This window comes from Streptomyces sp. NPDC002125 (assembly GCF_053593715.1).
This window is the reverse complement of record NZ_JBSFDD010000015.1, coordinates 1-12,558: the sequence shown is the minus strand read 5'-3', so window position 1 is coordinate 12,558 and position 12,558 is coordinate 1. Positions and strand designations below refer to the sequence as shown.

Sequence of the window (12,558 nt, the reverse complement as noted above, 5' to 3'; positions counted from 1 at the left end):
GAGACATGGGGAGGGGACCGAAGGTCGCTTCAGTCAGGGCCATGTCGACGGGTGTCCAGCAGCAATCACTGCCAGAGAGGAGACGTTCGGCCGGTGGTGAGCATGGCGGCGAGGGCGGCTCGCCGGTTGCGCGACGTTCTTCGCGGCAGGAGTGGCACGGACTCTCCTCATCGATTTCCACGCATGCCGGGGAGGCGAGCGTGGGTGCTCGCCCGAGGCGTGCGCCGGGGGCGGGAATCTCCGAACCGCCTCTCACCAGCGGTGACTGACGGGCGGTTCGGGATGAGTGAACGGAATTTCCTCCCTTTACGAGGCGATTTGGCCTGCCGGGGAGACATTCACATCTAAACTGTCATGCACGGGGCAGATAGGTAGATGGTGTTGAACACACTGGACGACCCGCGGAGTGGGAACCGGTCCGCCCCGTGCATGCGCAGCTCCTGCGGCCGGAGCGCCCGGGAAGGGGATCCGGCCGCGGGAGTGCGCGGGGTGAGGGGAGCCGGTCAGCCGATGGCGATGCCGTCGAGCAGGAAGACGGTCGCCAGGTAGGTGTCTTCGGTGCCGGCGAACTCCAGCTTCACCGACTGGCCCTTGTAGGCGGACAGGTCGACGGTCTTCTGGACGTATCCGGAGCTCGCGTTGGCGTTGGAGTAAGTGGCGAGCGTGGTGCCGTTGATCTTGACCTTGAGGGTGTCGTAGGCGGCGTAGCCGGACTCCTGGGTGGAGACCTTCAGCCAGAACGTGAGCTTCGGGGCACCGGTGGCGGGCACCGCGATATTCGACTGGGACACGGACTCGACGGCGTCGGCGCCATAACCCATCATCCAGGCGTACCAGGACCCGTCACGGGCCGGCTGCAGGGACGAGTTGGTGATGATGTTGTCGCTCTGGGTCCAGCCGCTGGTGCCCTGCTCGAAGCTGCCGTTGGCCAGCGCGTTTCCGCTGGGGGGATCGGTCGGATCGGGGGTGGGGGTGCCGTTGCCGGGGTCGGGCAGGGCGGCGCCGACGCTGACGGCCGCCCACGCCTTGGAGACGAGGTACCTCTCCTGGGAGTTGGTGCCGTACAGGTCGGCGGCGGCCTGCAGGGTGGCGGTGCGGGCACCGGCGTAATTGGTGGTGGAAGTCATGTAGGCGGTCAGTGCCCGGTACCAGACTGCGGCGGCCTTGTCCTTGCCGATACCTGCGAAGGTGTCGTTGTTGCAGGTGGTTCCGCTGTGCGAGCGTCCACCGATGGTCTTCGCACCGGTGCCTTCGCCGGCCAGGTAGAAGAAGTGGTTGGCGATGCCGGAGGAGTAGTGGACGTCCACCGAGCCCGCGCCCGAGTTCCAGCAGGAGAGCGAGTTCCCGTCGGCGGAGGGGTTGTCCATCCGGCGCAGGTAGCCGCCGGACATGTTGAGCTTCTCGCCGATGTAGTAGTCGCCCGGATCGGCGGCGTTGTTGGCGTAGAACTCGACCATGGTGCCGAAGATGTCGCTGGTGGCCTCGTTGAGGCCGCCGGACTCGCCGGAGTAGTTGAGGTTGGCGGTGGAGGCGGTGACGCCGTGGCTCATCTCGTGGCCGGCCACGTCGACCGCGGTCACGGGCGTGTTGCCGTTCTGCGAGGAGCCGTCACCGAAGTACATGCAGAAGCAGGTGTCGTCGTAGAAGGCGTTGACCAGGCTGTTGTCGACGTGGACGTAGGCGGGGGCTCCGCGGCCGTCGTTGCGGATGCCGGAGCGGTTGAAGGAGCCCTTGTAGTAGTCCCAGGTCTTCGCCAGGCCGTAGGAGGCGTCCACGGCGGCGCTCTCGCGGCTGGACGCGGTGCCGTTGCCCCAGGAGTTGGAGGTCTTGGAGAAGGCCCTGGCGTTCTGTCTCGGGTTCGACTGGGGGCTGTTGTAGGAGTCGTAGACGATCGTACCGCCGTGCGCCGGGTCGGTGAGGGTGTAGCCGCTGCCGGTCTGAGTGGTCTCGATGGAGACCTGGCCGACGGTGACGCCGTTGCCGGTGCCCGTGACGCTCTGGTGCAGTTCGAACTGGTCCAGCAGCGCACCGCTCGCGGCGTCCAAGATCACCGCCTCGCGCGAGGCCGGGCCGGTCTTGCCCGCGCCGGTGACGGTCGAGCGGTAGGCGAGGACGGGGATCTTGCCCGCCGCGTACACCACCAGGGTGCTGTCCTTGCTGCCGGCCTTCGCCTTCCTCACGTGCTTGGCGTGCTTCACGGCCTTGGCCGAGGCGTCGGCAGCCGTCAGCTTCGGCGTGATGCCGACGGCCTCGATGGCGCCCTGGTGCGCCAGGTCCGAGCCGGTGATCGCGCCGTTCTTGGCCAGATGGACGACCAGGTCGCCGCCGATCACGGCCAGGCCGTCGTAGGTGCGGTCGTAGCGCACGTGCCGGGCGCCGTCGGTGTCGATCAGCACGTCCTTGGCCACCAGGTGCTCTTCGGGGCCCAGGCCGAGCGCGCGGGCGGTCGCGGACGCGTTCCGGCCGGCCTCGCGTATCGCCTCGCCGCGCGTGTCGGCCGTCATAGCCCGGAAGCCGGCGCCGGGCTGGGCGGCGGAGGTGCCGACGGCGGCGGACTGGGGGACGGCGGTGGACTGGGTGGCCACCGTGGTCACTGAGCCCAATGCGAGGGCTGCCGCGACACCGGCCGCCAGGGCATTTTTGCGGTACATGACAATCCTTCCGCCGGGCCTCGTCGGGGAGTTGCCGCAGGACGGCACCTGGAGTGCGGGGGGTGTTCGGCGGCAGTTGGCCCGGCTGTGGCCATGAGGCTAGAGACGAGGGGGGCTGCGGACATCGGGGAAACCCCTTGACCTGGACGGGGAGCCCCGGTGGGCGCACCATGGCCCGATGCCAGACACTGCGATGTGGACGAACGCGTCCCACGAGACCGGCCTGCTGCTGCCGGAGGTGTCCGAAAGCGGACACGGCACCCGCCGGGTGGTTCTGTTCGGGCCGCCCGGAAGCGGCAAGACCACCGCGGCCGGTGTCCTGGGACGGCAGTCGGGCCTGCCGGTCCTGCGGCTGGCCCCGGGCCCGCAGGACGCCCGGGTCGCCTGTGCCGGTCTGCTCGAACTCGCGCTGGCGCTACCGGCCCTGCCCGCCGCGCGGGAGCTGACGGCGGCACTCGCCGAGACCGCCGGCCGGTCCGGTTCTCCGGACGATGCCGGTCGGGCGCTGCGGCTGCGCCGCCTGACCGCTGCCCTGCTGAGGGAGGCGCCGCCCATGACGCTGGTGGTGGACAACGCCCAGTGGCTGGACCACGCCAGTGCGGCCGTCCTGGGCTGGGCGCTACGCCTGACCCCGGACCTTCTCGTCATCGCGGCCGAGCGCGCCTGGCGCCCGGGAGCCGCGGGCCACTGGTGCGGTGAGGACACGTACGCGGTGCCCGTCCCGCCTCTGACGGCACCTCAGCTTGTGGCCCTGCTGTCCCCGTACGGGCTCGCCCCCCGCGAGGTCACGCGCGTCCACGCCCACAGCGGTGGGAACCCGGCCCTGGCTCTGGCGCTGGCCGACGCCCCGTGGCCGCTCGTGGACCGGGAGGATGAGAGCGAGCCGGCTCTGCCGCCGACGGCCCGCCGGCTGGTGGGCGAGTGGCTGGGCGAAGTACCGGCCCAGGTGCGGGAACTGCTGACGTTCGCCGCGCTGGACGACCGGCCCGACCTCGAACTGCTCGGCCGCCTCGCCGGCCCGGCAGCCGAGGCCCTCCTCGCCCAGGCCGAGGCAGCGGGACTGCTCGACATCGGACGGGCGGACGGGAGCGTGCGGTTCACCGCCTCCGCGATCGGCACGGAGCTCGCGACGCGGCTGCCGGGCGACGCGCGCAGACTTCTGCACGCCCGCCTGGCCGAGGCCAGCCCCGACAGCGTCCGCCGCGACCGGCACACCGTGCTGGCGGCCGACGGCGCCGACCCGCGCTCGGCCCACCGCGCCGCCCGCGCCGCCGTACGGGCCCGGCAGCGCGGCGACCACGCGCTGGCCGCCGAACTCTCCCTCCTCGCTGCCCAGCGCACCTCGCACGACCACGGCGAACTGCTCACCGAACGGGCCCTGACCGCCGTACGCGACGCCGCCCACTACGGCGACCTCCCCCGCGCTCGGGCCGCTGCCCGCCTCGTCCTGGGCCACGACACCACCCCCGATCAGCGCGTCGACGCCCTCATCGCCCTGATCGACGCAAGCGGCCAGCACCTGTACAGCGCGGACGAACTGTTCGCCGGCGCACTCCGCGCGGCGGCCGGACGACCCGACCTCACGGCCCAGCTCCTCATCCGCCAGTCCGTCTGGGCCAACGTCAACGAAGGCGACCCCCACCGGGCGTGCGCCCTGGCCGGCCGGGCCACCGCCCTCGCCGAGACCGCCGGTGACATGGCCACCACCGCCATGGCCCTCACGATGCAGGCTCGCTTTCAACGCGTCCTCGGTCACCTCGACGCCGGGACCACCCTCAGCCGTGCCCTGTCCCTGCCACGCGCCGCCTCCATCCCGGTCAACGGCACACCTCAGCACCTCGCGGCCCGGCACGCCCTCTTCGACGACCAGCCGGACGAGGCCCGCACCACGCTGCTTCCCCTGCTCGTCGAAGCCGAGCGGACGGGAGACGCCGAGGCGACCGTGGACATCCTGCGCAGCCTCGCCGAGGCCGAACTCCGCGCCGGACGGTGCACCAGAGCACTCGACCACGCCCACCGCGCCCAGGCACTAACCGACGGGACCGCACTGTCGGCCGCACCGGCCTGTTACACCTCCGCTCTCGTCGAGGGCGCCGCCCGCCGCACCGATCTCGCCCTCGCCCACGCACGCCGCGGAGTCGATACCGCCCGGCGAGAGGACAACAAGGTCTTCCTCTCCCGCAACCTCTTCGCCCTCGGCCACCTCCTCCTGGCCACCGGTCACCCCAAAGAAGCCCTGGAGGCCCTGGAGGAGGTCCGCGCCCTGGAGCGGTTCCAGCAGGTCCGCGACCCGTCCATCCTGCGCTGGCACCCCGAACTCGCCGAGACCCTCATCGCCCTCGGGCGCCTCGACCAGGCACAGAGCCTCCTGGACGACACCCGCCGCACCGCGACCGACCTCGGTAGGGACACCGTCCTTCCCCCCCTCGAACGCTCCCAGGCACTTCTGGACGCCGCCCGCGGCCACTACGACACCGCGGCCCGACGCCTCAACGATGCGGCCGACCGGCTCCGCCACCTCCCCCTCGAACGCGGCAGGACCCTCCTGGCGCTCAGCCACACCGAACGACGCGGGCGCCGCCGCGCCAGCGCCCGCGCCGCCGCGCAAAGCGCCGCCGACCTCTTCACCGCCCACCAAGCACACCCGTGGGCCGAAACCGCCGCGCACACCCTCCGCCGGCTGGAAGCCGTCCCCACGGGTGGAGACGCCCACCCCCGCCTCACCTCCGCCGAGCAGCGCTGCGCCGAACTCGCCGCCGCCGGAGCGAGCAACCGCGACATCGCCACCACCCTCACCGTCAGCGTCAAGACGGTCGAGGCGACCCTCACCCGCGTCTACCGGAAACTCGGCCTGCACTCACGCTTCCAACTCGCGCACACCGTCACACCAGCACGTGAGTAACCCGCCCGACAGCCCGGAATCCACCGGGTTCAGTCGTGTACCGGGCGACGACGTCGGGCCCACACCACCGATAGAGTCCGCGGTCGGCAGGCGGACGACCCGGGCCACGGCACGACGTCGTTTCGGGATTACGGGGTACCGGCCTGTTCGGTCGCGCGTGTCCAGGTGTTCATGATGATGAAGGTCCTGGTGCCCTCCACCTTGCCGGTCCGGCGTACGGCATTGATCACCTGCTGAAGATGCTTCACGTCCCGGACCCGGAGCCTGAGCAGGGCGTCGGAGGTACCGGCGATGCTGTGGCTCTCCTCGATCTCCGGGATGCTCTCGGCGATGCCCTGGATCTCGTCGCTGTCGGTCGCGCCGAGCAGACGGATCTCGATGAACGCCTGAAGCATGCCCGCCCGGCTGTCCTCGATGACCGCCGTGTAGCCGCGAATCACGCCCTCCCTCTCCATGCGCTCGATGCGGCGGGCGCACGGAGCCGCCGAGAGTCCCACAGCACGCGCGATCTCAGACACGGGCGCTCGCCCGTCCTTGCGGAGGATGTTCAGTATGTGACGGTCGATCGCGTCCACGGTCAACTCTCCAAATCATGCGTGCCACGCACGAGTCAAGCGCCGAAAGCTCCGTTGCTCCTTGCAGGTCGAGTGAACCACGCTCGACATGTGCGTGATGATGCCCGGCCTGTCGCTTGCGCACCGTCGCCCTGTCATCGTCGTGGTGGCCGGGTGATCCCCGGCAGGAGGCCCGCACCGGCCAACCCCTACGGCGCGGACTCAGACCAGGTGACAGGTGCACGGGTATCCCCAGCATCCCGCGGCCGGCCCCACATCCTGGGGCCGGCCCCCTCCCTCCGCAACCCCCGCCCACCCGAGCGCAGGAAATCCCGGCCGCCAGGCGAAAAAGCCGCGCCCTTTCCCACAGGCGCGTTCTCGGAACAGCTGTTGCAAGAGCTCGCGGAGGCGGGCGGTCGGATCGTGAAGACCGGCAGCGGCCCGGAGTTGGAGAAGTGGCCCTACCGCGTCGCCGCGGCACGCAGGTTCGGGAGGATCCCGGAGACGAAGGAACTGTACGAAGGCTGGTGCCGTGGCGGGTACGAGATCAAGCTCGTCGACATCCCCGCCTGGCGCCTCGCGGCCCTCAAACCACCCGACTCGCGGAGTACGTAAGCGCCGTACGCACCCGGGTCGAGGCCATGCCCCCAGGCCAGACCAGGACCGAAGCCGACACATGGATCAACTGGGCAGCAGCACGCGTGGAGCACCTCGCCCCGCTGAACACGCCGCCCCTGCTGCCCGACAATCCCGAGCCACGAGCCGACGACCTCAGGCCCTTTCTCGAGCACTGGAGCCCGTACGGCCGCTGACGCAACACGGAACGGCCACCTCACCTAGCCTCACGGAACGTCACTACCGAAATGTGGATGGGGCAAGGGCAGCCAATCGCGCGGCAGCCAGTGCCCCGGCCACCTCAAGGTGTCTCCGACCGCACAGCTGAGGACTCCACCTGGCGGCCGTCAAGCACATATGACGGCCCATCAGAAACCGAGCCATCCGTGCGTCAAACGTGCGTCACGTGCGTCGAATATGCGTCAAGATATCGCCCGTAACGCCCACAGTGCACATAACGCACATCACCCAAACCCGCAGGTCAGGCACCCTTTGCGATGGGTTCTAGGATCGCGACGCACTCCACGTGGTGCGTCATCGGAAACAGATCGAAAGCCCGCAGCGTCCGCACCCGGTACCCCCCGTCCCGGAAGTAAGCGATGTCCCGCGCCAGCGCGGCAGGGTCGCAGGCCACGTACGCGATGCGGCGGGCGCCCAGGGCGACCAACTGCTTGACCGTGGCCTTGCCCGCGCCCGCACGGGGCGGGTCCAGGACGATCAGGTCGCACTCCGTGATGCCCGTGCGCGGCAGGACCTGGTCGACCTTGCCGTGTTCGATGCGGACCCGGTCCAGGTCCTTCAGGTTGTGCCGGGCGTCCTCGACCGCGCGCTTGCCCGACTCGATGCCCAGCACCGCGCCCTTCTCGCCGATCCGCTGGCCGATGGCACCGGCGAACAGGCCGACGCCGCAGTAGAGGTCGAGGGCGGTGTCGTTCTTGCGGGGCAGCAGCCCCTGCATGACCGCGCGGACCAGGGTGTTGGCCGCCTGCGGGTGGACCTGCCAGAAGCCGCCCGAGCCGACGCGGTACGTACGGTCGTCGGCGCGCTCGCGCACGAAGGCGCGGCCGTGGACGCGGTGCACGCCGCCGTCCTTCTCGTCGACGCGCATCACGGAGACCGGCTTGTCCAGCTCGACCAGCGGGAGCCGGCCGCCCTCGCGCGGGGTCAGGATGACCTGGCGGTCGTGGGAGCCGGTGGCGGAGATGGCCTCCACCGTGGCCATCTGCGGCCAGTCCTGCTTCTCGATGCCGAGCTCGGAGACGCCCGGGGCGGCGATCATGCAGTGGTCGACCGGCTGGACCTCGTGCGAGCGGTGCTTGCGCAGTCCGACCAGGCCGTCCGCGTCGACGGCGTACTGGACGCGGGTGCGCCAGGCGGGCACCTCGCCGGGCGGGAGCTTGTCGCCCTCGGCGGGCATGACCGTGCCGTCCCAGCCGGCCTCCTCGGGCGTGAGGCCCGCGAGGCGCTGGAGCTGCTCGGCGATCACCTCACCCTTGAGGCGGCGCTGCGCGCCGGGCTTGGCGTGCTGCCAGTCGCAGCCGCCGCACTTGCCGGGGCCCGCGTAGGGACAGGGGGCCTCGACACGGTCCTTGGACGCGTCGATCACCGTGACCGCGTCGGCGCGCAGGAAGCGCGAGCTGGCCTCGCCCTCGGTGACCCGGGCGACGACCTTCTCGCCGGGCAGGGTGTGGCGCACGAAGAGGACCTGGCCCTCGGAGGTGCGGGCGATGCAGTGGCCGCCGTGGGCGACGGGGCCGACCTCGACCTCGTACTCCCGGCCGACGAGCGACTCCCCGCCCTGCGGCTCCCCGGTCTGCGGCTCCCCGGTCTGCGACGAGGTGGATTCGTTCTGCATGAGGGGGTGGCTCCAGAGATCAAGGGGAAACGGGAAAGCGGCCGGACAACAACCTACGAGTCTACGTGGGTGCCGGCCGACCGCTTACCACGAGCGGTGGAGCGCGTCAGCTCTGGCTCTTGGTGCCGGACTCCTTGTTGTGCCGCCGCTCGACGGGCCCGCGGCGCACCGAGCCCGGCGCGTTCCAGTCCGCGCGGCGCCTGGCGCGCACCTTCGCGGCCTCGGAGGACTCCAGCTGGTACGGCACCGAGGTCACCATCACGCCCGGAGTGAACAGGAGCCGGCCCTTGAGCCGCAGCGCACTCTGGTTGTGCAGCAGGTGCTCGTACCAGTGGCCGACCACGTACTCCGGGATGTAGACGCTGATCACATCGCGGGGCCGGTCCTTGCGGAGGCTCTTCACGTACTCGATGACCGGCCGGGTGACCTCGCGGTACGGCGAGTCGAGGATCTTGAGCGGGATGTCGATGCCGCGCCGCTCCCAGTCCTCCCGGAGCGCCTTGGTCTCGTCCGGGTCGACGCTGATGGACAGCGCCTCAAGCTGGTCCGAGCGCACCAGCTTCGCGTACGCGAGCGCGCGCAGCGTGGGGCGGTGGATGCGGGAGACCAGGACGATCGAGTGGACCCGGGAGGGCCTGGCCGTGTCGTCGGACGGGGTGTCGGCCGCGGCGATCTCCTCGGCGACCCGGTCGTAGTGCTTGCGGATCGCGGTCATCGTGCCGAAGAAGATCACCATGCCGAGCAGCGCGACCCAGGCACCGTGGGTGAACTTGGTGGCCAGGACCACGACCAGCACCAGGCCGGTGAAGAACGCGCCGAAGGTGTTGATCGCGCGGGAGCGGATCATGTGGCGCCGTGCGGCCGGGTCCTTCTCGGTGCGCAGATGGCGGTTCCAGTGCCGCACCATGCCGGTCTGGCTCAGCGTGAAGGAGACGAAGACGCCGACGATGTACAGCTGGATGAGCCGGGTCGAGTCGGCCCCGTAGATCCATACGAGCAGGATCGCGGCTCCGGCCAGCAGCACGATGCCGTTGGAGAAGGCCAGCCGGTCGCCGCGGGTGTGCAGCTGGCGGGGCAGGTAGCGGTCCTGGGCGAGGATCGAGCCGAGGAGCGGGAAGCCGTTGTACGCGGTGTTGGCGGCGAGGAAGAGCACGAGTGCGGTGGCCGCCGCCAGGAAGACGAAGAGGAAGGTCCCGTCGCCGAAGACGGCCGCGGCGACCTGCGAGATCACGGGGTCCTGGACGAAGCTCGCGCCGACGGCGGCGCCGTTGTGGATGAGGTCCTTCGCCGGGTTCTCCGCCATCTTCACGTCGGTGGCCATGGCGAGGCCGATGATGCCGCAGAACATGGTGACGGCCAGGAGCCCCATCGCCGCGAGGGTGGTCGCGGCGTTCTTGCTCTTCGGCTTGCGGAAGGCGGGGACGCCGTTGCTGATCGCCTCGACGCCGGTGAGCGCTGCACAGCCGGAGGAGAAGGCGCGCAGCAGCAGGAACACGAGTGCGAAGCCGGCAAGGCCCTGGTGCTCCGGCTTGATCTCGTAGTCGGAGGTCGGGGCGTGCATGGTGTCGCCGAGGACCAGCCCACGGAACGCACCCCAGAGGATCATGGCGAAGACGCCGACCACGAAGAGGTACGTCGGGATCGCGAAGAGCTTGCCGGACTCCTTGACGCCCCGGAGGTTCATCAGGGTCAGCAGCACGATGGCGCCGATGGCGCAGAACGTCTTGTGCTCGACGACGAAGGGGATGGCGGAGCCGAGGTTCTCCACACCGGAGGAGATCGACACGGCGACGGTGAGCACGTAGTCGACGAGGAGGGCGCTGGCGACGGTCAGGCCGGCCTTGGGCCCGAGGTTGGTGTTGGCGACCTCGTAGTCGCCGCCGCCGCTCGGGTAGGCACGCACGTTCTGCCGGTACGAGGCGACGACCGTGAACATCAGGACCACGACGGCGACCGCGATCCACGGGCTGAAGTGGTACGCCGACACGCCCGCGATGGAGAGCACCAGGAGCACTTCTCCCGGGGCGTACGCAACGGAGGACAGTGGGTCGGACGCGAAGACGGGGAGCGCGATGCGCTTGGGGAGGAGCGTTTCCCCCAGCTTGTCGCTGCGCAGCGCCCGGCCGATCAGGATCCGTTTGGGCACGTCGGTCAGTTTGGACACGGGGAGGATCGTAAGCGCTCGCGGGACACGCCGCCGAGGCACCACCCCCTCCGCGCCCGGAAAACCTTCATAATTACCCGCCCTCACCGGAAAAGTCCATGGAATCCTTAACGAAATCCTTGCGGTCCGGGTGGGTGGACACCCCCGGATCGCCTTCTCCCGCCTCCTCGGGCGGGTCCCCCTTTTGCTCATGGGGCCCTCGGATACGCACACTCGGATGAGGCGGTGCGGATGCCGCCGCATAAGCTCATCCCCGGGCAACGCCGACGGCGCTTGCCCCGTTGTTTGCCCCGCAAGCTGAGAGAGAAGTGTGAGCAGGGTGTTTTCGCAGGTCATCCGGATGACCAGGACGGCGAGGTAGGCGCAAGGTGCACATCGTCATCATGGGCTGCGGGCGTGTCGGAGCCGCTCTCGCGCAGACCCTGGAGCAGCAGGGGCACACGGTCGCCGTGATCGACCAGGACCCCACGGCGTTCCGCCGCCTCGGTGCGGGGTTCGGCGGACGGCGGGTCAGCGGGGTCGGTTTCGACCAGGACACCCTGCGCGAGGCGGGTATCGAGGAGGCCGGGGCCTTCGCCGCCGTCAGCAGCGGCGACAACTCCAACATCATCGCCGCCCGGGTGGCGCGCGAGATGTTCGGCATCGAGAACGTCGCGGCGCGCATCTACGACCCCCGGCGTGCCGAGGTCTACCAGCGTCTGGGCATCCCCACGGTGGCCACGGTCCGCTGGACGGCGGACCAGATGCTGCGGCGGCTCCTGCCGTCGGGCGCCGAGCCGCTGTGGCGTGACCCGAGCGGTGGTGTGCAGCTCGCCGAGGTGCACACGACGCCGTCCTGGATCGGCCACAAGATCAGCACACTGCAGGAGGAGACGGGCGTACGGGTCGCCTTCCTCACCCGCCTGGGTGAGGCCATACTGCCCACGTCGCAGACGGTTCTGCAGGAGGGCGACCTGGTCCACGTGATGATGCGTACGGACGAGATCGCGAAGGTCGAGGAGGCCTTTGCCGAAGGTCCCGAGGAGGGCGGTCACTGATGCGCGTGGCGATTGCCGGGGCCGGCGCGGTGGGCCGTTCCATCGCGGCCGAGCTCCTGGAGAACGGGCACGAGGTGCTGCTGATCGACAAGGCACCGACCGCCATCTCGGTGGAGCGGGTCCCGATGGCCGAGTGGCTTCTCGCGGACGCCTGTGAGATCACGTCCCTCGACGAGGCCGCGCTCCAGCGGTGCAACGTCGTGATCGCCTCGACGGGCGACGACAAGGTCAACCTGGTCGTCTCGTTGCTCGCGAAGACCGAGTACGGCGTGCCGAGGGTCGTGGCGCGGGTGAACAACCCGAAGAACGAGTGGCTGTTCAACGAATCCTGGGGCGTCGACGTCGCGGTCTCCACGCCGCGTCTGATGTCCGCCCTGGTCGAGGAGGCCGTGAGCGTCGGCGATCTCGTGCGGCTGCTGCGGTTCAGCCACGGCGACGCCAACCTGGTCGAGCTGACGCTGCCCCCGGAGTCGGCGATGGCCGGCATCCGGGTGAGCGATGTCGCCTGGCCCGAGGACACCTCACTCGTCACGATCATCCGCGGTACGCGGGTGCTGACCCCGAGCCCCGAGGAGACCCTGGAGGCCGGTGACGAGCTGCTGTTCGTGGCCGCCCAGGCGCGCGAGGAGCAGCTGGAGGACCTGCTGTCGGTCCGCCGGGAGCCGGCCGAGGACTGAGCGGGCGCATGAGAGAGGGGCCCCGGGTACCACCTGCGGAGTCCTGAGAGGATCGCGACGTTCCTCGACGGCCTGGAGCCGGTCGAGCCGGGCGTGGTCACCC

General features: G+C 70.2%; 9 protein-coding genes. 5 read left to right on the top strand and 4 right to left on the bottom strand.

Features of this window, described 5'->3' with window-relative positions:
* Positions 1–503: 503 nt before the first annotated feature.
* Entirely contained in the window at positions 504–2,651 is a 2,148-nt protein-coding gene (locus tag ACWCQM_RS24105; RefSeq protein WP_450917220.1) for a M4 family metallopeptidase, read from the bottom strand.
* Positions 2,652–2,829: 178 nt separating this feature from the next.
* On the opposite strand from ACWCQM_RS24105, the gene ACWCQM_RS24100 reads away from it, so the two are divergent.
* Positions 2,830–5,553: a LuxR C-terminal-related transcriptional regulator gene (locus ACWCQM_RS24100; RefSeq protein WP_450917219.1), complete on the top strand. Its 2,724-nt coding sequence runs from the start codon at positions 2,830–2,832 to the stop codon at positions 5,551–5,553.
* Between the two features lie 128 nt (positions 5,554–5,681).
* Here the strand turns inward: ACWCQM_RS24100 and ACWCQM_RS24095 are convergent, their stop codons facing one another.
* Positions 5,682–6,128 (bottom strand): Lrp/AsnC family transcriptional regulator, encoded by a 447-nt coding sequence (locus ACWCQM_RS24095; RefSeq protein ID WP_401750485.1) that lies wholly within the window; start codon positions 6,126–6,128, stop codon positions 5,682–5,684.
* A gap of 369 nt (positions 6,129–6,497) precedes the next feature.
* On the opposite strand from ACWCQM_RS24095, the gene ACWCQM_RS24090 reads away from it, so the two are divergent.
* Both ACWCQM_RS24090 and ACWCQM_RS24085 read left to right on the top strand, forming a co-directional pair.
* The gene (locus ACWCQM_RS24090) at positions 6,498–6,722 is read left to right on the top strand and encodes a hypothetical protein (RefSeq protein ID WP_450917218.1); all 225 of its coding nucleotides are present in this window, start codon (positions 6,498–6,500) and stop codon (positions 6,720–6,722) included.
* Positions 6,723–6,748: 26 nt separating this feature from the next.
* The gene (locus ACWCQM_RS24085; RefSeq protein ID WP_450917217.1) at positions 6,749–6,919 is read left to right on the top strand and encodes a hypothetical protein; all 171 of its coding nucleotides are present in this window, start codon (positions 6,749–6,751) and stop codon (positions 6,917–6,919) included.
* A 284-nt stretch (positions 6,920–7,203) separates the two neighbouring features.
* Here the strand turns inward: ACWCQM_RS24085 and ACWCQM_RS24080 are convergent, their stop codons facing one another.
* Both ACWCQM_RS24080 and ACWCQM_RS24075 read right to left on the bottom strand, forming a co-directional pair.
* Positions 7,204–8,577 carry a class I SAM-dependent RNA methyltransferase gene (locus ACWCQM_RS24080; protein WP_450917216.1) on the bottom strand — a complete coding sequence of 458 codons (1,374 nt, stop codon included), beginning with the start codon at positions 8,575–8,577 and terminating at the stop codon, positions 7,204–7,206.
* Between the two features lie 106 nt (positions 8,578–8,683).
* Positions 8,684–10,741: an APC family permease gene (locus ACWCQM_RS24075; protein WP_450917215.1), complete on the bottom strand. Its 2,058-nt coding sequence runs from the start codon at positions 10,739–10,741 to the stop codon at positions 8,684–8,686.
* 368 nt (positions 10,742–11,109) lie between these two features.
* Between ACWCQM_RS24075 and ACWCQM_RS24070 the strand changes: the two genes are divergently transcribed.
* Both ACWCQM_RS24070 and ACWCQM_RS24065 read left to right on the top strand, forming a co-directional pair.
* Complete coding sequence (locus tag ACWCQM_RS24070) at positions 11,110–11,778, top strand: potassium channel family protein (RefSeq protein WP_073748169.1); 669 nt, start codon at positions 11,110–11,112, stop codon at positions 11,776–11,778.
* Positions 11,778–12,455 carry a potassium channel family protein gene (locus ACWCQM_RS24065; RefSeq protein WP_073748168.1) on the top strand — a complete coding sequence of 226 codons (678 nt, stop codon included), beginning with the start codon at positions 11,778–11,780 and terminating at the stop codon, positions 12,453–12,455. The genes ACWCQM_RS24070 and ACWCQM_RS24065 overlap by 1 nt, the downstream gene beginning before the upstream one ends.
* Positions 12,456–12,558 lie beyond the last annotated feature (103 nt).

Coding starts and splice junctions, on each gene's coding strand:
- ACWCQM_RS24065 (WP_073748168.1), top strand. CDS start 11,778: ATGCGCGTGGCGATTGCCGGGGCCGGCGCGGTGGGCCGTTCCATCGCG.
- ACWCQM_RS24085 (WP_450917217.1), top strand. CDS start 6,749: ATGCCCCCAGGCCAGACCAGGACCGAAGCCGACACATGGATCAACTGG.
- ACWCQM_RS24100 (WP_450917219.1), top strand. CDS start 2,830: ATGCCAGACACTGCGATGTGGACGAACGCGTCCCACGAGACCGGCCTG.
- ACWCQM_RS24105 (WP_450917220.1), bottom strand. CDS start 2,651: ATGTACCGCAAAAATGCCCTGGCGGCCGGTGTCGCGGCAGCCCTCGCA.
- ACWCQM_RS24080 (WP_450917216.1), bottom strand. CDS start 8,577: ATGCAGAACGAATCCACCTCGTCGCAGACCGGGGAGCCGCAGACCGGG.